Source organism: Actinoplanes octamycinicus, from assembly GCF_014205225.1.
Classification (GTDB): Bacteria; Actinomycetota; Actinomycetes; order Mycobacteriales; family Micromonosporaceae; genus Actinoplanes; species Actinoplanes octamycinicus.
Window position 1 is genome coordinate 1,024,635 of record NZ_JACHNB010000001.1, and the last position, 21,780, is coordinate 1,046,414.

At 70.5% G+C, this 21,780-nt stretch carries 19 protein-coding genes; 10 read left to right on the forward strand and 9 right to left on the reverse strand.

The window, feature by feature from the left end:
• Nucleotides 1-31 precede the first annotated feature (31 nt).
• On the reverse strand, nucleotides 32-1,351 hold the full coding sequence (locus BJY16_RS04500; RefSeq protein WP_185037858.1) for a hypothetical protein: 1,320 nt from the start codon (nucleotides 1,349-1,351) through the stop codon (nucleotides 32-34).
• Between the two features lie 194 nt (nucleotides 1,352-1,545).
• Here BJY16_RS04500 and BJY16_RS04505 point away from each other — a divergent pair, with 194 nt between their 5' ends.
• Nucleotides 1,546-3,117, forward strand: a complete 1,572-nt coding sequence (locus BJY16_RS04505) for an acyl-CoA carboxylase subunit beta (protein WP_185037859.1) — start codon at nucleotides 1,546-1,548, stop codon at nucleotides 3,115-3,117.
• A gap of 6 nt (nucleotides 3,118-3,123) precedes the next feature.
• On the opposite strand, the gene BJY16_RS04510 is transcribed toward BJY16_RS04505, so the two are convergent.
• From BJY16_RS04510 to BJY16_RS48915, 4 genes are all read right to left on the reverse strand, one after another.
• The gene (locus tag BJY16_RS04510; RefSeq protein ID WP_185037860.1) at nucleotides 3,124-3,786 is read right to left on the reverse strand and encodes a M50 family metallopeptidase; all 663 of its coding nucleotides are present in this window, start codon (nucleotides 3,784-3,786) and stop codon (nucleotides 3,124-3,126) included.
• 49 nt (nucleotides 3,787-3,835) lie between these two features.
• On the reverse strand, nucleotides 3,836-4,576 hold the full coding sequence (locus tag BJY16_RS04515; RefSeq protein ID WP_185037861.1) for a M50 family metallopeptidase: 741 nt from the start codon (nucleotides 4,574-4,576) through the stop codon (nucleotides 3,836-3,838).
• Nucleotides 4,577-4,612: 36 nt separating this feature from the next.
• On the reverse strand, nucleotides 4,613-4,828 hold the full coding sequence (locus tag BJY16_RS04520; protein WP_185037862.1) for a hypothetical protein: 216 nt from the start codon (nucleotides 4,826-4,828) through the stop codon (nucleotides 4,613-4,615).
• A gap of 111 nt (nucleotides 4,829-4,939) precedes the next feature.
• Nucleotides 4,940-8,080, reverse strand: coding sequence for a serine/threonine-protein kinase (locus BJY16_RS48915; protein ID WP_373873466.1), 3,141 nt, complete (start codon nucleotides 8,078-8,080; stop codon nucleotides 4,940-4,942).
• Between the two features lie 101 nt (nucleotides 8,081-8,181).
• On the opposite strand from BJY16_RS48915, the gene BJY16_RS04530 reads away from it, so the two are divergent.
• The 5 genes from BJY16_RS04530 to BJY16_RS04550 all read left to right on the forward strand — a co-directional run bounded on the left by BJY16_RS04530 (nucleotide 8,182) and on the right by BJY16_RS04550 (nucleotide 12,695).
• On the forward strand, nucleotides 8,182-8,379 hold the full coding sequence (locus BJY16_RS04530; protein WP_185037863.1) for an acyl-CoA carboxylase subunit epsilon: 198 nt from the start codon (nucleotides 8,182-8,184) through the stop codon (nucleotides 8,377-8,379).
• Between the two features lie 66 nt (nucleotides 8,380-8,445).
• Nucleotides 8,446-9,342 carry a hypothetical protein gene (locus tag BJY16_RS04535; protein WP_185037864.1) on the forward strand — a complete coding sequence of 299 codons (897 nt, stop codon included), beginning with the start codon at nucleotides 8,446-8,448 and terminating at the stop codon, nucleotides 9,340-9,342.
• Nucleotides 9,279-10,652, forward strand: a complete 1,374-nt coding sequence (locus tag BJY16_RS04540) for a hypothetical protein (RefSeq protein ID WP_185037865.1) — start codon at nucleotides 9,279-9,281, stop codon at nucleotides 10,650-10,652. Before BJY16_RS04535 ends, BJY16_RS04540 begins: the two co-directional genes overlap by 64 nt.
• A gap of 34 nt (nucleotides 10,653-10,686) precedes the next feature.
• Nucleotides 10,687-11,799 (forward strand): S8 family serine peptidase, encoded by a 1,113-nt coding sequence (locus BJY16_RS48920; protein ID WP_376698056.1) that lies wholly within the window; start codon nucleotides 10,687-10,689, stop codon nucleotides 11,797-11,799.
• Nucleotides 11,800-12,080: 281 nt separating this feature from the next.
• Nucleotides 12,081-12,695 (forward strand): Maf family protein, encoded by a 615-nt coding sequence (locus tag BJY16_RS04550; protein WP_185037867.1) that lies wholly within the window; start codon nucleotides 12,081-12,083, stop codon nucleotides 12,693-12,695.
• 503 nt (nucleotides 12,696-13,198) lie between these two features.
• On the opposite strand, the gene BJY16_RS04555 is transcribed toward BJY16_RS04550, so the two are convergent.
• Entirely contained in the window at nucleotides 13,199-13,978 is a 780-nt protein-coding gene (locus tag BJY16_RS04555) for an ArsR/SmtB family transcription factor (RefSeq protein WP_185037868.1), read from the reverse strand.
• A gap of 108 nt (nucleotides 13,979-14,086) precedes the next feature.
• Here BJY16_RS04555 and BJY16_RS04560 point away from each other — a divergent pair, with 108 nt between their 5' ends.
• On the forward strand, nucleotides 14,087-15,835 hold the full coding sequence (locus tag BJY16_RS04560) for an acetyl/propionyl/methylcrotonyl-CoA carboxylase subunit alpha (protein WP_185037869.1): 1,749 nt from the start codon (nucleotides 14,087-14,089) through the stop codon (nucleotides 15,833-15,835).
• A gap of 7 nt (nucleotides 15,836-15,842) precedes the next feature.
• Here BJY16_RS04560 and BJY16_RS04565 read toward each other — a convergent pair whose 3' ends face one another.
• The gene (locus BJY16_RS04565; RefSeq protein ID WP_185037870.1) at nucleotides 15,843-16,478 is read right to left on the reverse strand and encodes a TetR/AcrR family transcriptional regulator; all 636 of its coding nucleotides are present in this window, start codon (nucleotides 16,476-16,478) and stop codon (nucleotides 15,843-15,845) included.
• Between the two features lie 301 nt (nucleotides 16,479-16,779).
• Here BJY16_RS04565 and BJY16_RS04570 point away from each other — a divergent pair, with 301 nt between their 5' ends.
• Entirely contained in the window at nucleotides 16,780-17,574 is a 795-nt protein-coding gene (locus tag BJY16_RS04570; protein ID WP_185037871.1) for a DedA family protein, read from the forward strand.
• Here the strand turns inward: BJY16_RS04570 and BJY16_RS04575 are convergent.
• Entirely contained in the window at nucleotides 17,501-18,901 is a 1,401-nt protein-coding gene (locus BJY16_RS04575) for an NAD(P)H-quinone dehydrogenase (protein WP_185037872.1), read from the reverse strand. The genes BJY16_RS04570 and BJY16_RS04575 overlap by 74 nt on opposite strands.
• 111 nt (nucleotides 18,902-19,012) lie before the next feature.
• On the opposite strand from BJY16_RS04575, the gene BJY16_RS04580 reads away from it, so the two are divergent.
• Nucleotides 19,013-19,474: a gamma-glutamylcyclotransferase gene (locus BJY16_RS04580; protein ID WP_185037873.1), complete on the forward strand. Its 462-nt coding sequence runs from the start codon at nucleotides 19,013-19,015 to the stop codon at nucleotides 19,472-19,474.
• Between the two features lies 1 nt (nucleotide 19,475).
• Here the strand turns inward: BJY16_RS04580 and BJY16_RS04585 are convergent, their stop codons facing one another.
• Entirely contained in the window at nucleotides 19,476-20,441 is a 966-nt protein-coding gene (locus BJY16_RS04585) for a GNAT family N-acetyltransferase (RefSeq protein ID WP_185037874.1), read from the reverse strand.
• Between the two features lie 297 nt (nucleotides 20,442-20,738).
• Here BJY16_RS04585 and BJY16_RS04590 point away from each other — a divergent pair, with 297 nt between their 5' ends.
• Entirely contained in the window at nucleotides 20,739-21,476 is a 738-nt protein-coding gene (locus tag BJY16_RS04590; RefSeq protein ID WP_185037875.1) for an SCO6745 family protein, read from the forward strand.
• The last annotated feature ends 304 nt before the right edge of the window (nucleotides 21,477-21,780 follow it).

Sequence of the window (21,780 nt, forward strand, 5' to 3'; positions counted from 1 at the left end):
TGCCCCGATCCCGGGCGGCCGGCCCGCCGGGTCAGCGGTGCGGGACCGCGGAATGCCGGCTGATGTAGGACGAGTCGGCCTCGGCGGCGACCGGACGGGGGCGCGGCCGGGGGCGCGGTCCGCGATCGCGGTCGCGGTAACGGCGCGGTTCGGCCTCCCGGCCCTGCCCGGTCTTCTCGGCGCGGGCGCGTCCCGACCCGGCCACCCGGGACCGGTCCTCGCCGGTCGACCAGGACCGCGGCAGCCGGATCCGGTGGTCGTCCGGGGCCGGCGGCGGCCAGCTGGGCACCAGGGACGTCCGGGGCACCAGGGTGGTCGGCTCGGCGGCCTGCACCGGGGTCAGATCGAAACCGGTCGCCGGCTCGTAGTCCGGGACGGCGGGCAGCCGCTCCACCGGGATCGGCCAGCCGTAGCCGCGGGCGGACGGCTCCGGGTCGGCGTAGAGATCGCCGGGCACCGGGGTCCAGTAGTCGCCGGACGGCGGCCGCTCGTCGAGATCGTCCAGGTCACGGTAGTGCGGGCGGACCCAGCCGTCGATCCGGTCGCCGTACCCGCGGTCGGACCGGTCGATCGCGGAGGTGCGGGACGGCCGGCCGGCGTAGCCGCGGTGCTCGGTGACGGCCTGGTCCGGCGCCGGCGTCGCCCGCCAGGCCGCGTTGTCGATGAAGCGGGAGTCCTCGCCGGCCGGGTCGTCGGCGGCCGGGAGTTCGGGACAGTCGTCGTAGACGTCTTCCGGATAACCGGCGGCCTCCGGATAGCCGGCGGCCTCCATCGGGGCCGGTTCCTGCGCGGGCCAGGGGTCCGGATCCGGCCAGGACTGCTCGCCGCTCCACGACTCCTCGGCGTTCCAGGACTGCTCGGCGAGCGGAGCCGCGAGATCGGGGTAATCGTCGTCCGGCTCGCTCTCCGCGTACCGGAAATCGGGCTCTGACCGGGAGTGATCAGCGAACCCGTCCTCCGGATCCGGCTGCGGCCGATCCCCGTGCTCGATCGCGTCGGCCAGGCCGATCGAGGCCAGGCCGCTGGCCCGCTCGGCGCGGGCCGCCGACCGGCCGCTGAGCGCGGCGGCCAACCGGCGCCGGCGGCCGGGCGGGACGGCCTCCTCCCAGTCCGGTTCACCAAGGTTGTCCACAGGCTCGGCGGTGTCCTGGGGAAACTCGGGTCCGGGCGGCTCGGCGCGCCGCGGGCGGGCCGGTTCGGCGGAGCGACGGCGACCGGACGACGGTGCCCGGCGGGGACGTTCGCGATCCCCGGCGTCGCCGCCACCGAACAGCACGGCGCGGAAACTGATCAGTGTGGCGAGGCCCCCCGCGATGAACGCGAGCCCGGCCGCCGTCATCCAGTTCGTCACGTGAGGCGTAACGAATGGGACAACAGGTATGAAACGGACCCGTAGCGACGCCCCCTTCGCGAGCCGGATTCGCGGCTACGATCATCGTGGGTGAGGGTTGTTCGCGAACCGGCGTGAGCGACGGGCCGCCGCGGGCGTCCGCGCCGTCGCGACCATCCGAGCCGCACCGCCGCCTCTGGAGCGTGGAGAAAACCGTGACAACGCAGCCCGACATCCACACCACCGCCGGAAAGCTCGCCGACCTCGCGAACCGTTCCGAGGAGGCGGTCCACGCGGGTTCCGCGCGAGCCGTCGAGAAGCAGCACGCGCGCGGCAAGAAGACCGCCCGGGAGCGGATCGAGCTGCTGCTCGACAAGGACTCCTTCGTCGAGCTGGACGAGCTCGCCCGGCACCGCTCGACCGCCTTCGGCCTGGACCGGAACCGGCCCTACGGGGACGGCGTGGTGACCGGCTACGGCACCGTCGACGGCCGCCAGGTCTGCGTGTTCTCGCAGGACTTCACGGTGTTCGGCGGCTCGCTCGGCGAGGTCTTCGGCGAGAAGATCGTCAAGGTGCTGGACCTGGCCATGAAAATCGGCTGCCCGATCATCGGGATCAACGACTCCGGCGGCGCCCGGATCCAGGAGGGCGTGGTCGCCCTCGGCCTGTACGCCGACATCTTCTTCCGCAACGTCCGGGCCAGCGGCGTGATCCCGCAGATCTCGCTGATCATGGGCCCGTGCGCGGGCGGCGCGGTCTACTCCCCGGCGATCACCGACTTCACCGTGATGGTCGACCAGACCTCGCACATGTTCATCACCGGACCGGACGTGATCAAGACGGTCACCGGTGAAGAGGTCGCGATGGAGGAGCTGGGCGGCGCCCGCACCCACAACACCCGCAGCGGCAACGCGCACTACCTGGCCTCCGACGAGGAGGACGCGATCGACTACGTCCGGGCGCTGCTGTCCTACCTGCCGAGCAACAACCTGGACGAGCCGGTCGCCTACGAGGAGCCGGCCGACCTGTCCGCCGGCAACGCCGACCTGGCCCTGGACACCCTGGTCCCGGACTCGCCGAACCAGCCGTACGACATCAAGACCGTGGTCGAGACGGTGGTCGACGACTTCCTCGAGGTGCAGCCGCTCTACGCGCAGAACATCGTGGTCGGTTTCGGCCGGGTCGAGGGCCGGCCGGTCGGCGTGGTGGCGAACCAGCCGATGCACTTCGCCGGCACCCTGGACATCGCGGCCAGCGAGAAGGCCGCCCGGTTCGTGCGCACCTGCGACGCGTTCAACATCCCGGTGCTCACCTTCGTCGACGTGCCCGGCTTCCTGCCCGGCACCGGCCAGGAGTGGGACGGGATCATCCGGCGCGGCGCCAAGCTGATCTACGCGTACGCCGAGGCCACCGTCCCGAAGGTCACCGTGATCACCCGCAAGGCGTACGGCGGGGCGTACGACGTGATGGGCTCCAAGCACATCGGCGCGGACATGAACTTCGCCTGGCCGACCGCGCAGATCGCGGTGATGGGTGCGCAGGGCGCGGTCAACATCCTGTACCGCGGCGAGCTGGCGTCCGCCGACGACCCGGCGGCGCGCCGGGCCGAGCTGATCCAGGAGTACGAGGACACGCTGGCCAACCCGTACATCGCGGCCGAGCGGGGGTACGTGGACGCGGTGATCCGGCCGTCCGAGACCCGGGCGCAGGTGACCCGGGCGCTGCGGATGCTGCGCAGCAAGCGGGAGACGCTGCCGCCGAAGAAGCACGGCAACATCCCGCTCTGACCCGGGTCAGCCGAGGGGGTGCCGGAGCAGCAGGGCACCCCCGTACACCAACGCGCTGATCGAACCCAGCCAGAAGACGAACAGCCACACCACGTCGCCGATGTGGGTGTGCTGCTGCAGCATGCCCGCGTCGTTGGCGTGGCCGGCCGCCATGCCCTTGAAGAGGTCCGGGATCTTCCGGGTGCCGCCCATCAGCATCGTCCAGACCCAGACATAGGCCACGCCGAGCTGGACCGGTTCGGCCGCCCGGGTCGCCACCATCCAGAGCAGCCCGGCCGTGCCGGCCGCGACCAGCAGCCCGAAGGCGTTCCGGGTGAGCACCAGCACGAAGACGGCGAAGACCAGGCTCATGATCAGTACGGACCCCGGCGGGAAGCCGTGCACCAGCATCAACGCGCCGGCGAACCCCACCGCGGACGGTCCGAGATAGCCGGCGAGCAGCATCAGGAACTTGCCGATCCCGGCGATGCTCAGGTGCGTGGCGCCACTGCCGTCCGCGTTCAGGTGGATCTTCTTGGGGCCCAGCTTGCCGCCGAGGAGCAGCCCGATCAGCGCGTGCGCACCCTCGTGCGCGACGGTGATGGCGTGCATCGAGAAGCGCCACAACGGCAGGACCAGGACCGCGGCGAGCACCGCGGTGGTCCAGGCAAGGCCGGTGGTGGCTTCCACAATCGGACAATATCGGCGTACGCCGATCCTTCGGCACCGTCCGAACGGATTACAGCGAGACGGATGCCGGCAGCCACTGGCCGGCCAGCAGGAACGCGCCGGTCACCAGGGCGGCCAGGTTCCCGATCAGGAAGACGCCGATCCAGAACAACGCCGGCACGTGGGTGATCCGGGCCAGCTGGTCGGCGTCCGAGTCGCGCATCCGGCCGCGGTTGCGCAGCGTCTGCAGCTCGAAGACCGGGCGGACGCCGCCGAACAGCAGGAACCAGACGCCGGCGTAGGCGAACGCGGACTGGACCTCGGGCGACGCGTACCAGGACACGGCGAACACGATCGCGCCGGTGACCAGCAGCGAGATCACCCCGAAGGCGTTCCGGATGTTGATCAGCATGAGCAGCAGCAGGACCACGGCCAGCCAGAGCAGCAGGGTGATCCGGTTGCCGCCGAGCAGCCACGCGCCGAGCAGGCCGACCAGCGACGGCGCCAGGTAGCCGCCGAGCAGGGTCAGGATCATCCCGAACCCGGTCGGGCGCCCGGCCGACAGGGTCAGGCCGGAGGTGTCGAACTCCAGCCGGATGCCGCGCAACTTGCGGCCGGTCAGCAGGGCGAACAGGGCGTGCCCGCCCTCGTGGGCGATGGTCACCGCGTTGCGGGCCACCCGCCAGACCGGCCGAACGGCCACCGCCAGGAACCCGGCCACCGCAGTGAGGAACACCAGCAACCCGGGTGGGTCGGGCTGTGCGCCCAGCAGCTGGTCCCAGAGGTCACTCACACCGTCGATCGACAACACGCCGGGGACTGTAGCCGATCTCGCTGACTACATGCGTTACGCGCGTCGCCTGATCGGGGCCTCGGCGGTCGTTGCGGCACGGTTCGGCAGGTTTCGGGCCACGTAGACGCCGCCGGCCAGGACCATCAGGCCGACGACCACCAGCAGCAACGTGATCGGTCCCGCGGCGGTCGCGACTATCGCGAGGTCCGCCAGGGCGACCAGCATCCACAGCGCCAGGGTGGGCTTACTGCCGTGCGTTCGGCAGTTCATGACGCACCTCCATTCGTGATTCTCGACAACTACCCGCGTTGCCGAGGAGTCACTCATGGAGCTTCATGTTTTTCGGTACGGCTGCGGCTGTGCGCTGCCTGACCTCGGCTTTCAGCTCAGCTTGAAGCCGGCCAGCACCGCGTCGAGATCCTTCTTCGCCGCGTCCCAGTCCTCCGGCGAGGTGTACCAGCAGATCTGGTACGTCTTGTCGCCGACCGAGAAGCTGCGCTTCAGCACGTGCTGCGGGTTGCCGCCGCCGGTGGTGTAGGTGTACTCCCAGTCGGCGGCGGGGCGGCCCTGATAGGTCACCGCCGCGGGACCGCTGAGCGTGTTGTACCCCGACTCGGCCTTGGCCTCCTGCAACGCCTTCACCGGGTCGGCCCCGCCGTCGTCGAAGCGGAAGATGATCAGCAGCCGGTTGTTCCACTCGAACCGGCTCTCGGTGCCGCTGCGCCGGTCCACCTCGGCCTTCGGCGGCAGCGCGACCGCATAGCCGGACTGTGAGCTGGTCTTCCAGTCGGCCGGGACGCCGGCGGCCGGCGCGCTCGGCGACGAGCTGGCCGCGCCCTTGCTCGGCGGCGCCCCGCCGGTCGCCGCGGCGGACGGCTTGCCGGAGGCCACCGCGGCCGGGGTGGCGCCGGTCGCCTTGTCGTCGTTGTCGCCGCCGAACGCCTGCACCAGGATGATGCCGACGAGCAGCAGGAAGGTCAGCACGATGGCCGCGCCGATCACCGCCTGACGGCGGGTCAGCGTGGTGCCGAAGACGGTGATCCCGTTGACCCGGCGGACCACCGGGCGCACCGGCATCGGGTTCCACGCCGGACGCTGCGACGGGGCGAAACCGCCGGCCGGGGGCAGCGAGCTGACCACCCGGGTGGCGCCGTCGGCCTCGGGTCCGGCCGGAGACAGCGGGCTGACCACGCGGGTCGCGCCGTCGGCCGGGGGCAGCGGGGGGACCACGCGGGTCGCGCCGTCCGCCGGGGACAGCGGGGGGACCACACGGGTCGCGCCATCCGCCGGGGACAGCGGGCTCACCACGCGGGTCGCGCCATCCGCGTCGGTGGCGGCCGGGGACTGCGGGACGATCGCGGTGAAGTCGACGACCGACGTCTTGTCCCGGTCCCCTCCCGACGTCTTGTCCTGGTCCGCTCCCGACGTCTTGTCCTGGTCCGCGACCGGCTTCTTGTCGCGGTCCGGGATCGACGTGGCGGGGCGCCGGCCGGGGGTGAGAGCGGTCGCCGGGCGCTGGACGGCGGCCGGGGACTCGGCCGGCTCGGCCTTCTCCTCGGCGTCCTGCTCAGTCTCCGGCTCGTGCTCCTGCTCCGGCTTCTGCTCCGCCTTCGGCTCGGGCTTTGACTTCGCCTCCGGCTCGGCGGCGGCCTCGGCCGGCTCCGTCGTCTCGGGCGCCTGCTCGGCCTCGGCTTCGGACTGCTTCGCCTCCGGCTCGGAGACCGGCTTCTCGGTCGCTTCGCTGTCCGCCTCAGCCTCGGCCTCGGCGGGCTCCGCGACGACCGGCTCGGCAGCGGCCTCGGCCGGCTTCGGCGCGCCGGCCTCGGTGGACGTCGGCCCCTCCGGGGCCTCGGACGGCGTGTCCACCGTCTCCGGCTCGGTGACCGGCGGCGCGGCGGCGGCCTTGGTCTCCTCGACCGGCTCGGCCTCCGGCTCCGGGGTGGCCACCACCGGGTAGGCGCCGGTGGCGGCGGCCAGGGAGGCCTCGTGCTCCGGTGCGGCTTTCTTCCGCCGGTTGGCTGCCACGTCGGCGGCGGTGAAGCCGACCCGGGCCGTGTTCACCAACGGGGAGGACGACTGGGCGGGGCGCTGCGGCTGCTGGGCGGGGCGCTGCGGCTGCTGGGCGGGACGTGGCGGCTGGCCCGGGCGCTGCGGGTCGGCCGGAGTGGCGCGTGGCGGCTGGCCCGGGCGCTGCGCATCGGCTGGGGTGACGCGCGGGGGCTGGCCCGGGCGCTGCGGGTCGGCCGGAGTGGCCCGGCCCGGTGTGGTGCCGGCTCCGGAACGGGAGCTTCCGGGTGCGGAAGGCGTACCGAAAGTGGTGGGTTTGACCGGCTCGTCGCGGACCGCGGGCCCGTCGACGCGCGTCGGGTCCAGCGGCCTCCGGGGTTTCGCCTGCTCGGTGCCGCTTTTCGCGGGGTCCTGCGGGCGCTGGCCGGGTCGGGCCGGGGGCGTCGGACGGGACACGGTGGCCTTGCCCGGCGTGAAGACCGGACGACCGCCGGGCTGCTCCGGGGTGCCGGCGGACGGCGCGTCGGCGGGGCGGGGACGCGGCGTCGGCACGACCGGAGCCGAACCGGTGGCGGTCACGAACCCGCTGCCCGGCAGCACCGGCGGACCACCCGGGCCGCTCGGCAGCGACGGACGCTCCCGGCCGACACCCGGACGGCGCATGGTCGGGCTCATCGGGAAGCTCAGCTTCGACCGCCGCCCGGCCGCGCGTGCCAGCAGCCGCTCCGCCTCCTCGGCGTCGATCCGGTGCGCGGGATCCTTGCGCAGCAGGCCGTTGAGCACCGGCTTGAGCGGCCCCGCGTTGCGCGCCTGCGGCACGTTCTCGGTGGCCAGGGCGGCGAGCGTGGCGATCGCCGAGGGGCGGGCGAACGGGGATTGGCCCTCGACCGCGGCATAGAGGGTGGCGCCGAGCGACCAGAGGTCGGCGGCCGGACCCGCTGTCCCGTCCCGGGCGCGCTCCGGAGCGATGTAGGCCGGGGAACCGAGGACCAGGCCGGTGCGGGTCACATTCGGGTCGCCGGGGACCGTGGCGAGACCGAAATCGGTCAGCACGACCCGGCCGTCGCCGCCCATCAGCACGTTGCCCGGCTTGACGTCGCGGTGCACCACGCCGGCGCGGTGCGCGGCCTTCAACGCGTTCAGCACACCGAGGCCGATCTCGGCGGTGCGCACCGCGTTGAACGGGCCGTCCTTCGCGAGGGTGTCCTGCAGCGAGCGGGACGGCACATATTCCATGACGATCCACGGGTCGGCGTCCGTGCGCAGCACGTCGAAGACGCGGACCACGTTGATGTTGTTCAGGCGGGCGATGGCCCGGGCCTCGCGCAGGGAGCGCTCGCGCATCTCCTGCCGCTCGGCGGGGGTCAGGCCGGGCGGGGGGACGAGTTCCTTGATCGCCACCTCGCGGTGCAGGACGACATCGGTCGCCCGCCAGACGCGACCCATCCCGCCCTGACCGAGCGGCGCAACCAGCCGGTACCGATCAGCGACAACGAGCGGGGGAGAAGAAGACATCACGCAGAAAATACCTGGTTCTGTCGAGCGGCCGCGAATTGATCAGCCGAGTGTGGGACACGTGTCACCGGAAGCCGGGGCACCCGTCGTACGCTCGGCCAATGAACGATGAACCGCTGGTCGGAGTCGTACGTGGAAGCCTAGACGATCATGAGCTGGCCGCCCTGGTCGCCATCCTCGCAGTCCGATCAACCCCGGTCAATTACGACACCCCGCCACGGACCGAGTCCGACTGGATCCGATCAGGCCGCCCAGCAGCCGGTCCACGCTCCTGGACGTCCTCCGCCCGCCCCCGCTGACCGGTTGTCCACAGAGGATTTCCACAGGGGTCGATGTCGCGTGCTGTGAGCGGTTAGCCTCGCTGCGTGGCCCCGAACGACGACCTCAACCCGCTGAGCTCCGCCATCGCGGCCGACGTCACCGCGATGGAGGAGTTCGCCGCGCGCCTCCTGGCGGCCGTCGACAAGGACTACGCGCCACACGCCGACACCCTGGCCCTGCAGCTGCTCTCCGGGCTCCCCGCGGCCGCGGCCGGCTTCGCGGAACTGTCCGCGTTTGCCATCGTGCTGGAGTCCGCCCAGGACACCTGCCAGCAGAACATGTACAACTTCGCGAACGGGACGCATGGGTTCGCGAAGGCCGCGGAGCAGGTCAGCCGGATGTATCGGGGGGCGGACGCGTTTGCCCGGGCGCGGCTGGCGGATGTGGATCAGGCGCTGGTGACGGCGGGCCTGCTGCCACCGGTGACGCCGGCGCCGGGCGGCGCGGATTCCGCTGCCGATTTCACTCCTGCGGGCTCTCCGGCGGCGGCCGATTCACCTTCGGCCTCGGCGCCGGCACCTTCTTCGGTGCCCTCCCCCGGCTTCTCTTCTCCGGGCTCGCCCTCTCCCGGCTCGCCCTCCTCGGGGCCGCTCTCGCCCGATCCGCCTTCCTCGGGCTCACCTTCCTTGGGCTCGTCTTCCTCGGGCGCCCCTTCTTCGAGCCCGTCTTCTTCGAGCCCGCCTTCTTCGGGTCCGTCTTCTTCGGGCTCTTTGCCCTTCTACGAGTCGGAGCCTTTCCCGGATCCGGCGTCCTCCTTGGGGATGACGTCTTCTGGCTCCGCGGCTCCCTCCGATTCCGCGCCGGCCTCGGGGGCGGCGCCGTCGTCCGGCTCAGCGCCCACTTCCCGTCCGGGAGCGGCCCCGCCTCCAGTGGGGCCGTGGGATTGGAACACCCCGCCGGCGACCTCGAAAGCCTCACCTTCCCGAAAGGGGGACGCCTGATGTTCGCGGACACCGACAACGGCGGCGGCACCGACTGGTCGATGCAGTCCGTCCCGCAGATGTGGTCGATGCTGCAGAACCAGGACGGGACCGCCCACAAGAGCCTCTTGGTGACCTGGAAGAAGTCCGCCGACCTCTTGGTCGACCACCTGTCCCGGGTGAAGAACTACCGCGACAACCTCGCTGAAGCCTGGCCCCCGCAGCGAAGCGCCGCCTCCGCGAAGTATCTGGACCGCCTGGACGACCTCATCAAACACCTGAGCGACACCTACCACGCCACCGTCCAGAACCATCACGCCTTGGGCGCCGCAACCTCAGCCTTGGTCAGCGCCCGCCAGAAAATCAACACCATCTACCAGGAGTACATGGCCAACCAGCAGGCCTTGGACGCCTTCGCCGTGAAGCAGCAGTCCGCCCCTGAAACCTTGAGCAAATGGCGCCCGATATCCCTGAGCCCGTCCGCGGCAGTCGAGTCCCGCCAACTCGACTTGCAGTTGCAGGCCCAGTCAGTGATGTCCACCTTGAGCACAGACCTAGCCCAGGCGCAGCTAAACATCACCACCCCCAACCTCTACGACCCCGGATCCTCGACACGCGAGGAAGATAAGAACAAACGAGAAAGGAGCAGCGGAAGTCCTCTACCCCATGGCAAACATTCTCTTCAGAACGGAATGACAGCCGCACCCTCGGACTGGAGTCCTGCACCATCCGCAGGGGACGACACAAACTCGTCCGAGTATCACCAAAGCCCCAACGGATCTAAGTCCGCGATCCGGAATTCTGAACAACTCCAGAATACTCCCATTTTTGCCGGCACGCCTTCCAGTTCATCGAAAGCACCCACAACAGTTGCTCAAATTGCACCAATCGAAGGCCAAATACCCATATCCCCCATAAGTGAGGTTATCGCGCCTCCCCCCACCTACCCACCGCCTTCATCGATGCGGGCTACCTTGCCTACCTCACCCCTCGGCCCCCTACAGCCAGGATCCCATCAGGAACCGAGTGGGAGAGCAGCCAGGCCAGTGCCACCTGGAGGGATAATTGGAACAAACCCAGGTGTCAACTCCACTCCGCCCAATCGCGCCGGAACGCAACGCGTCAATCCGGTTGGCGGATTGATCGGACAAACCGCATCCCCTCCGCCTGTCACTTCCAGAAGAAGCTCACCCAAGGACCATGATCCGACCCGGAGGGAAAGGGATAGTTGGGACTTGGATAATCCATGGCAGGTCGATGAGGGGATGCCGCCCGTCATACTTCCGCCGAAGAAGCAGGAGATCGATCCCGGCCCTGCCATCGGGCTATGAGATGAATCTAATTACCACCATGGCAGCTGCAGTGATGTTGTTCCACTCAAGCACAGCTTGCCAACTCGGTCCGCACATCAGCCCGGTCAGTAGGAGCACGTGGTTTGTCGAATATCTCCAACTTAACCGTGTGCATGAACTCAGTACGGGAGCAGGTGTAGCAGTAGGCATTCCGGATAGTGGCGTGCACCCGCATCCCGATCTTTCAGGCAGCATAGCGACCGGATCAGATATCGTCGAAGGAGGCGATGGGCGTGGACAAGTAGACCAAATTGGCCACGGCACCCACATGGCCGGCCTTATTGCGAGCCACGGAACAGGACGAGACGCCATCGGCGTGGCGCCTGGTACTCAAATAATTCCTATCAAGATCTTCGGCTCAACGGAAAAACGCCCTCAGCTTTCCATGGCAATAGAGTGGCTTCAGAAAAAACGCGCCCAAGTGATTAACATATCATTGTCAGCAACGCCGTCCAATGACCTTATAAGGTCCATCAGAGATGCCGCCTCCGCAGACATAGTCATAGTGGCGAGCGCAGGTAGCAGCACTAAGGACGCGCGAGTGGCATTCCCTGCATCTATGCCTGAGGTAGTAGCCGTCGGAGCTATCAACGAGAGCGGACAACCAGCTAGTTTTTCGCCACACGGCCCCGCTATAGACCTCTGCGCTCCTGGCGTTGACATTCGTACTACGGGGGTTGCAGACGACTATGTGAAGGTTGATGGGACGTCGCCCGCTGCAGCCATTGTTTCGGGGGCGGCGGCGTTGGTTCGGGCTCGGTTTCCGGGGCTTTCGGCTCGGGAAGTGGTTCATCGGCTTACAGCCACGGCTACGGACATTGGGGCGCCTGGGTGGGATGAGCAGTGCGGTTACGGGGTGCTCAACATCGTGAAGGCGTTGACTGCGGATGTCGCTCCGCTTCCGGGCTCCCCGGCCAGGCCCCCTAGCGCAGGGGTAGGGACCTCATCCGCTGAGACAAGTGCTGATGGCAACGGGAGCGCGGGTCACAACGGGGGTGTAGGACAGCAGGACGGCGGTGGCAGTCGTCAGAGGGTCGGGATTCTGGGCGGGATTGCGGCGGTCCTCGTGGGTGGGGTCTTCCTGGGATTTCTCGCGGCTCGACGACGCAACCGGCGACAGCCGTAGCACCGAAGCCAGCGTCTCGGCGACGCGACCGCGCTGGGGGCGATTTGGGGACCAACGAGGCGCCCGCCGGTTGTCGCCGGCGCCCCCTTCGACGACGACATCGCTGCGGCGACGTCGTTCCTTGTCGCGATCAGGGTTTCTAACGAGGTCAGGGCCGTGACCTCAGGGCCACTGACGGCCCGCGGCGGGAGCCGTGGGTTTGCGGATTGCTTGCGGTTTCCCGGCGGAAGATGAGGTTTGTGGGCACTTTGGGGCTCGCCGGGCTTGTAGTCTCGTTTTTTGTGCAGAGTGACAACGTGTATCGGCTGATTCTTGCCTCCGCGAGTCCGGCTCGGCGGGCGCTGCTCACCGGCGCCGGGATCGACGCGGAGATCATCGTCAGTGGGGTGGACGAGAGCGTCGTGGAGGCCGAGGACGCGTACACGTTGAGTCTTGCGCTGGCTCGGATGAAGGCGCGGACGGTGGCGGCGGAGCTGCCGGCGGATCCGGGGGCGCTGGTGCTCGGGTGTGATTCGGTGCTGGCGTTCGAAGGGGAGATCTTCGGGAAGCCGGCGGATGCCCGGGAGGCGGCTCAGCGCTGGATGGCGATGCGCGGGAAATCCGGGGTGCTGCACACCGGGCATCACCTGACCGGGCTGGTCAGTGGGCGGCAGGCGGAGGCGGTCGGGACCACGGTGGTGCACTTCGCCGACGTGACTGACGCCGAGATCGAGGCATATGTCGCTTCTGGCGAGCCGCTTCAGGTGGCTGGGGCGTTCACGCTCGACGGGCGTGGGGGCGCCTTCGTCGAGCGGATCGAAGGCGACCCCGGCAACGTGATCGGGCTGTCGCTTCCGTTGTTGCGCACCCTGCTCGCCGAGATGGAGGTTCCGATCACCGCTCTCTGGCGCAGCTGAGCTACCCGCTCCCCTGCCGCCTCGGAGTGTCGGCAGGAAGGGCACGCCCCACGCGAGGGAACGCGGCGAAGGTTCACGAGCACGACCTGCAGGGCACGCGCGACCGCCCGGAAGGCAAGGGCGCGCGACCGCCCGGAAGGCAAGGGCGCGCGACCGCGTGAGAGGCAAGGCACGCGCGACCGCCCGGAAAGCAAAGGCGCGCGACCGCGTGAGAGGCAAGGCACACGCGACCGCCCGGAAAGCAAAGGCGCGCGACCGCGTGAGAGGCAAGGCACACGCGACCGCCCGGAAAGCAAAGGCGCGCGACCGCGTGAGAGGCAAGGCACACGCGACCGCCCGGAAAGCAAAGGCGCGCGACCGCGTGAGAGGCAAGGCACGCGCGACGGCACAAGAGGCGAAGCACGCGCGGAGGCACGAGAGACCCGGCACGCGCGACGGTGGCAGAGGACGGCCGCGGTAGGACCGGCTGCGCGCGGGAGGGATCCGGGCAGGCAGCCGGTCGGCTACTCGGTGGGGAGGGCGGTGCCGGTTTCCAGGTAGGTCTTGAGGCTGGAGAGGACTGACGGCCAGCCCTCGCTCACCTGCCGCAGGACTGTGCTGTCCGGCTCGAAATCGTCGTGGGTGACGGTGAGTTTGACCAGTTTGCCCTGCTGCTCCAGGTCGAAGGTCACCTTTGACCGCCGCTCGCCGGTCACCGCCGCCAGCCACTCCGCGGAGAAGCCGTGCTTCGCCGCGAACTCCGGCGTGAACGTGTGCCAGGTGTAGGACAACCGCCGGTGCGGCACCGACTCCAGGACCACCTGCTCCGGATCGGTGATCTCCAGCCCGCCGACCTTCCAGCCGACCGGGCTGCCGACCGCCCAGTCGCTGACGAACTCGACCCCCCAGTACTGACTGGTGAACGCCGGCTCGGTGAGCGCCTGCCAGAGCCTCTCCGGGGTGGTCGCGATGTACGTGGTGTAGACGAAGCTCATCGGTGAACCCTCCAGCGCGGTCTTGAGATCGGCGAGCGCTTGGACGCGCCCCCGGTGGTATCGGCTGATCCAGCGGTCGGCGATGGCGTTGACCGGTTCGACGTTCAGGTGGTGCAGTTTCTCCCGCCCTCGCCGGGTGGTGGTGACCAGGCCGGCGGCCTCCAGGACGGCCAGGTGTTTGCTGACCGACTGCCGGGCCATGCCCAGCCCGGAGCAGAGCTCGCGCAGCGTCTGCCCGTTCTGCCGGTTGAGGCTGTCGAGCAGGTGGCGCCGGCTCGGGTCGGCCAGCGCCTTGAACACCTCGTCCATCCGATCACCCCAGACCCATAATAGGCAGCCAAATGGCTGCCTTTCAAGAACATGAGAGTCGATCACAGAGGGAGCGACTACGGGCTGAACTCCCGTTAGGCTCTAGCCGTGCGGAAGATATTGATCGCCAACCGCGGCGAGATCGCCCTCCGGGTCATCCGGGCCTGCAAGGACGCCGGCCTCACCAGCGTCGCCGTCTACGCCGACAGTGATCGCGACGCGCCACACGCCCGGCTCGCCGACGAGGCGTACGCACTGGACGGCGAGACCGCCGCCGACACGTACCTGCGGATCGACAAGCTGATCGAGATCGCCAGGAAGGCCGGGGCGGACGCCGTCCATCCCGGCTACGGCTTCCTCTCGGAGAACGCCGAGTTCGCTCAGGCCGTACAGGAAAATGATCTGACCTGGATCGGGCCGAGTCCGCAAGCGATCCGCGATCTCGGTGACAAGGTCACCGCGCGGCACATCGCGCAGCGCGCGGGTGCGCCGCTGGTGCCGGGCACCCCGGAGCCGGTGGCGGACGCCGCCGAGATCGTCGCCTTCGCTCAGGAGCACGGCCTGCCGGTCGCCATCAAGGCGGCGTTCGGCGGTGGCGGGCGTGGGCTCAAGGTGGCCCGGACGATCGAGGAGATCCCGGCGCTGTTCGAGAGCGCGACCCGGGAGGCGATGGCCGCCTTCGGTCGCGGCGAGTGCTTCGTCGAGCGCTACCTGGACCGGCCGCGGCACGTCGAGGCGCAGGTCATCGCGGACACGCACGGCAACGTGATCGTGGTCGGCACGCGGGACTGCTCGCTGCAGCGCCGGCACCAGAAACTGGTCGAGGAGGCGCCCGCGCCGTTCCTCAGCGACGAGCAGCGCGCCAAGATCCACGAGAGTGCCAAGGCGATCTGCCGCGAGGCCGGCTACTACGGCGCCGGCACGGTGGAATATCTGGTCGGCCAGGACGGGACGATCTCGTTCCTGGAGGTGAACACGCGGCTGCAGGTGGAGCACCCGGTCAGCGAGGAGACCACCGGCATCGACCTGGTCCGCGAGCAGTTCCGGATCGCGGCCGGCGAGCGGCTGGCGATCACCGAGGACCCGCAGCCGCGCGGGCACGCCATCGAGTTCCGGATCAACGGCGAGGACGCCGGCCGCGGCTTCCTCCCGGCGCCGGGCACGGTCACCGCGCTGACCTGGCCGTCCGGTCCGGGCGTGCGGGTCGACTCGGGGGTCGAGCAGGGCAGCGTGATCGGCGGCAACTTCGACTCGATGCTCGCGAAGATCATCGTCACCGGCGCGACCCGGGAGCAGGCGCTGGAGCGGGCCCGCCGGGTGCTGGACGAGACGGTGATCGAGGGCATCGCCACGGTGCTGCCGTTCCACCGCGCGGTGATCCGCGACGCGGCGTTCACCAGCGAGCCGTTCACCGTGCACACCCGGTGGATCGAGACCGAGTGGGTCAACGAGGTGCCGCCGTCCGGCCCGCCGGCCGCCGCCGGCGGCGAGGCCGTCGAACGCGAGACCGTCGTGGTCGAGGTGGGCGGCCGGCGCATCGAGGTCCGCCTCCCCAAGACCATGCTTTCCGGTACGACCGGAGCCCCGTCCCCGAAACGCCCGGCGTCCCGGTCCCGCAGCGGCGCGGCGAGCACCGCGGCCGGCGGCGACAGCCTCACCGCCCCGATGCAGGGCACCATCGTGAAGGTCGCCGCGCAGAACGGCGACCAGGTCAACGAGGGTGACGTGATCGTGGTGGTCGAGGCGATGAAGATGGAGCAGCCGCTGCCCGCGCACAAGTCGGGCACGGTCTCCGGACTGTCCCTGGAGGTCGGCGCGACGGTCACGGCCGGCGCGGTGATCTGCACGATCGAGTAGTCCGGGCTCAGCCGCCCATCTGCCGGACGCGGCCCAGGATCAGCCGGGCCGCGTCCTCCGGGTCCTCGTGGGCGCTGTCCGGGAAGGCGCCGCTGAGCCACAGCGTGGCGAACCCGTGCACCATCGACCAGGCGGCCAGCCCCACCTCCCGCACCTCGTCGGAGACCAGCTCGGAGGCGCCCTCGCGGGCCGGCCGGGCGGGCACCTCCACCCCGGGCCCGGCCAGTGGCGCGTCCGGCAGGTCGGTCATCCCGGCGTAGAGCGCGTCCGCCGCCTGCCGGCGCGCGGCGAGCAGGTCCGGGTCGTCGGCGTGGTAGAGGTCGGTCCGGAACATCACCTCGAAGACCGCCCGGTGCGCCAGCGCGAACCGGAGATAGGTCACCCCCAGCTCGAGCAGGCTGCTGCTGGCCAGCCGGGAGGTGGCCAGGGCCTTGGCCAGCTGGTCGAAGCCGTCGGTGGCCAGGGCGGTGAGCAGCCCGGCCTTGTCCGCGAAGTGGTGAGCCGGCGCGGCGTGCGAAACCCCGGCGCGGCGGGCCAGGTCACGCATGCTGAGGGCGGTGACGCCGGACTCGGCGATCGCTTCGGCCGCCGCGTTGAGCAGGGCGCGGCGCAGGTCACCGTGGTGATAGCTCTGCCTGGTCATCGGCCAAGGTTAACTAGCCATCGACAAGATGACCCAGAGGCGGGCCGCCAGTACGGGACCTACCGGCGGCCCGCGGCTGCGGCGTCGGAACGGGGGATCCGGCGCCCGCAGGCCCTGCCAACGGTACGCCCCGCGGCTGTAGACACCGGGAAAACCGGGGGCGGGAAGGGACCTTTCGGCCGTACCGTGGCGGGCATCACGGTCTGCCCGGAGCGTGAACGGCGCATGCTGGACACAGCGCCCTCTCAGCAGCGTTCGCGCAGAATGCCGTGAACCCCGAGCCCGCGAGGTGGCCCCTGCGATGACCGAGCTGCTGACCATGTTGGCGTCGCCGGCGTGGGTTTACCTCGCGTTGTTCGGCTTCCTCGCGGTGGACGCCCTGATCCCGGTGGTGCCGATCCAGGCCATCATGATCACGTCCGGCGCGCTGACCGTCTACGGCGACATGAACCTGGCCGTGGTGATCCTGGTCGGGGCGCTCGGCATGTTCACCGGGGATGCGATCGCCTTCGTCCTGGGCCGGTCGACCGGGCACCGGCTGAGCGCGTTACGCGCCCGGTTCGCCCCGCGGAACGAGGAAGGCGGGAATTCGCGGACCCGGCAGGCCGCCGAGCGCTTCACCCGCGGCCTGCGCCGGCCCGGCCCGCTGGTGGTGCTGCTCTGCCGGTTCGTGCCGGGCGGCCGGATGGCGTCGGGGTACCACGCCGGCCGCAGCCAGTACCCGATCAAGCTGTTCGTCGGGTACGACGGCGCCGCCGCGATCTGCTGGGCCTGTTACGGCGGGCTGGTCGGGCACCTGGGCGGCACCGCGATCACCCAGTCCGCCTGGCGGCTGTTCGCGATCGCGGCGACCGCCGCGCTGATCTTCGGCACGGCCGGCTGGGTCCTCGCCCTGTTCGGCGGGAAGCCTTCGCCCGGCGAGAGCGGGGCTCCTTCGCTCAGCGAGAACGGGACACGCTCGCTCAGCGAGAGCGGGACGCCGTCGCCCGGCGAGAGCGGGACACCTCAGCCGGCCGCCCCGGTCACTGAATCTCGTGCTGCATCAGCTGACGTGCCGCCTCCGCGATCGAGCCCGACAGCGACGGATAGATCGTGATGGTGTGGGCCAGCTGGTCCACGGTCAGGTTGTTCTCGATCGCCATGGTGATCGGCAGGATCAGCTCGCTCGCCTTGGGCGCCACCACCACGCCGCCGATCACCTGACCGGTCGCCGGGCGGCAGAACAGCTTGACGAACCCGTCCTGCAGGCCGGCCATCTTGGCCCGGGCGTTGCCGGTCAGCGGCAGCATCACCTGGCGGGCCGGGGTACGCCCGGAGTCCACCTCGTTCTGCGAGACGCCGACGGTGGCCAGCTCCGGGTCGGTGAACACGTTCGCCGAGACGGTACGCAGCCGCAGCGGGGCCACCGCCTCGCCCATCGCGTGCCAGATCGCGATCCGGCCCTGCATGGCGGCGACGCTGGCCAGCGGCAGCACACCGGTGCAGTCACCGGCCGCGTAGATGCCCGGCACGTTGGTCCGGGACACCCGGTCGACGGTGACGTACCCGCCGTTGCCGACCGCCACGCCGTACTCGGCCAGGCCCAGGTCGGCGGTGTTCGGGATGGCGCCGACCGCGATCAGCGCGTGCGAGGCCTCGATCACCTTGCCGCCGGACAGGGTGACCCGGACGCCGTTGCCGGTGTTCACCACCGAGTCACCGCGGGACTGACTGAGAATGGTCATCCCCCGGTCGCGGAAGACCCGCTCGATCGCCATCGCGGCGTCCGCGTCCTCGTGCGGCATCACCCGCTCGCGACTGGAGACCAACGTCACCTTCACGCCCATCGCCAGGTAGGCGCTGGCGAACTCGGCACCGGTCACACCGGAGCCGATCACCACCAGGTGCTCGGGCAGCTCGGTCAGGTCGTACACCTGCCGCCAGTCCAGGATCCGCTCGCCGTCCGGGCGGGCGGTGGGCAGCACCCGCGGGGTGGCGCCGGTGGCCAGCAGGACGGTGTCGGCCTCGATCGCGTACTGCGCGCCGCCCTCCGGGGTGATCAGCACCTGGTGGGTGTGGCCGAGCCGGTCCTCGCCCATCCGGGCCCGGCCGCGGACCACGTCCACCCCGGCCTTGACCAGCTTGGTCTGGATGTCGCCGGACTGCGCCAGGGCCAGTTTCTTGACCCGCTCGTTGACCGCGACCGCGTCGACGCTGACCCCGTCCAGCCCGCTGGAGCGGATCCCGAAGGCGTCGTTGTTGCGGTACCCGGTCATCACCTCGGAGCTGGCGATGAAGGTCTTCGACGGCACACAGTCGGTCAGCACACAGGCGCCACCGGGGCCGTCCGCCTCGACCAGGGTCACATCGGCATCGAGCTGTGCGGCGACCAGAGCCGCCTCATAACCGCCCGGTCCCCCACCGATGATCACGATCCGACTCACGATTTTCCGACCTCCAAAAGAGCGGCTCTGGTTCGCCGCGGGAAAAAGCGGTTGTGCCGACACGCACTCCTCATATTCTCACCACCCGCTCATACGACTATCGTCGTCGCCGTGCGTCATTACGCCGCGTATGGCTCGAACCTGGACCCCGCCCGCATGCTGGCCTACTGTCCGCACTCGCCCATGGTGGGCGTGGGGTGGATCGAGGGCTGGCGTCTCACCTTCGCCGGAGAGGGGGAAATGGGCTGGGAGGGAGCGGTGACGACGATCGTCGAGTCGCCCGGCGACCGCGTCTTCGTCTCGCTCTACGACGTGCATCCGTGGGATGCGGCACAGCTCGACGAGGTCGAGGGGGTGCCGGCCGGGACGTACCAGAAACTCACCGTGCGTGTATCGACGCTCGACGGTGAGGTGCCCGCCTGGGTCTACGTCTTCGCCGGTTACGAGGGTGGCCTGCCCACCGCGTGGTACCTCTCGGAGATCGCCAGCGCCGCCGAGAAGGCCGGGGCACCCGACGACTACGTCAGCGAGCTGCGGCACCGGCCGACCGGCACGGCGTCGCCGGAGAGCTAGCTCAGGCCGCCTTGACGGTGGTCTGATAGACGTTCGCCCGGTAGAGCGGGGTCATCCCGACCTTCCGGTACAACCGCGCGGCCTCGGTCGGGTTCGCCATGTCCACGCCCAGGCCGACCAGCGGCCGGCCCTTCGCCGCGTAGACCGCGAAGGCCCGGCGCAGCAAGGCTTCCCCCAAACCCCTCTTACGGTACGACCGGAGCACGGCCAGGCTGCGTACCCAGGCCTCGTTGGTCCCCTCGTCCGGATCGGCCGACTGGAGCACGCCGGCCAGCTCGCCGTCCGCCTCGGCGACGAACCACTCGTCGAAGGAGACCGTGGTCTCCGCCTCGAACTGCCGCCGCCAGTCGGCGTAGCCCGCCGACGGGTGGTCGGAGTCGAGGAACGCCTCCTCGATCACCGCGTGGAAGCGGCGCATCTCGGCCTCGTCGTCGGGCCGCACCGGCCGGATGGTCACCCCCGCCGGCGGCTCGGGGGCCTCGGGCGAGACACCGTCCAGCGCCATCCGCATCCGGGCGTGCTGCTTGAGGAAGGTGAACCCGGCCGCGGTGAGCAGCTCGATGTACCGCTCCTCGGTCGGCAGCGCGGCGGCCCGCACCGCGTACGGGTCGTGGCCCAGCTCGGCGGCCCGCTCCGCCATCCGGGCCAGCATCAGCTCCAGCAACGGGCGCTGGGCGGGCAGCCCGCGCTCCGGCCAGACGTACACCTCGAGCAGGTCGCGGGCCTGGCCGGTCGGGTTCCGCGGATAGGCCCACCCGGCGATCCGCCCGTCGGCGTCGAAGGCCAGCCAGGAGTCCCGGGACATGTCGGTGTTCGGCCCGGTCAGCTCCTCGCGCACCTCGTCGGCGGTGAAGTCCGGCTCGCCGACCGCGGCGATGTCGCTGGCGTGCACCAGGGACAGGATCAGCGGCACGTCGTCGAGGGTGGGCCGGCGGGTGCTCCAGCCGGCCGGCAGCTGCGCGCTCATCCCGGCATCCGACCACGCGGGCCCTCCGCTGCCAACCGATTTCGGCACGCGCGCCGGCCTGCCGGTTGCCTGCCCGGGGTGTGTCGCGCGCGCCGGCCTGCCGGTTGGCTGCCCGGGGTGTCGCGGGCAGCGGCCTGCCGGATGGCTGTCCCAGGTGTCGCGCGGCGGCGAGTCACCGCGGACCGCCGATCCCGGCCGGGACCGGCGGTCCGCGCTGTGGCCGGTATCTCAGGGCTGAACGGCCATCAATCCAGGGAGCGTTTTCCTTAATCGGTCAGGGAGAGCAGAATCGGGCAGGTGACCCCGGAACAGGCAGCCGCCAACGCCAAAGCCGGCCTCGCCACCATCGTCGGCGCCTTCGCCGAGTCGCCGCAGACCCTGCGCCGGGCCCGCCTGCTGGGCCTCTCCGGCTGGGCCTACCACGTCTCCGCCCGGGCCGGCGCGCTCGGCGACGTGCGGCCCGAGACGGTGGCCGCGGCGCTCGCCTTCATCGCGCCCGAGGCGGTCACCGAGGGCTGGGAGTCGACCGCGAAAAGCTCGCAGCCGGCCGAGGTGGCCAGCTGGCATCTGCGGGAGCTGTGCTCCTGGGGCGAGAAGGAGGTCGGCGGCTTCCCCCGGCTGGGCCGGCTGGTCGAGCTGGCCGGGCGGGTGGTCGACGCGGTCGACCCGGCCGGGCTGCCGCTCTTCGCCGCCTGGCGGGCCATGCCGATGCCCAGCCAGGAGCCGGGCGCGCAGGCCGCGGTGCTGCTGCACCTGCTGCACGAGCACCGGCAGGGGGTCTACGTGATCGCGGTCCGGGCCGGTGGGCTGACCCCGCTCGAAGCGATCATCGCGGGCCCGGAGGGCGAGACCGGCGCGGTCGCCTTCGGCTGGCAGCCGCCCTACCCGACGGCCGGTCCGCTGGTGCGCCGGCTGATGTGGGCCGAGGCGGTGGCGAACTCGCTGGCCGGTCAGGCCTACGCGACGCTGGACCGGCCGGAGCGGGTGGAGTTCGCCGGCCTACTGGAGTCGTTGACCCACCGCTTCGCCCGCTGAGGCCCGCCCGCGTCCCTAGGCCCTGCCCACGTTCCAGCCCTGCGCGCGTCTCAGTCCTGCCCGCTTCCGAACCCCGCTCGCTTCCGAACCCCGCCCGCTTCCGAACCCCGCCCGCTTCCGAACCCCGCCCGCTTCCGAACCCCGCCCGCCCAGGGGGGCCAGCCCAATGACAGTGTGGCGCCAAAAGGCGATCTTGCGCGGCCGCCCTGTGGACAACGCGGCCCTGTGGGCAACGCCGGCCTGTGGGCAACGCCGACCTGTGGCAACGCCGACCTGTGGCAACGCCGACCTGTGGCAACGCCGA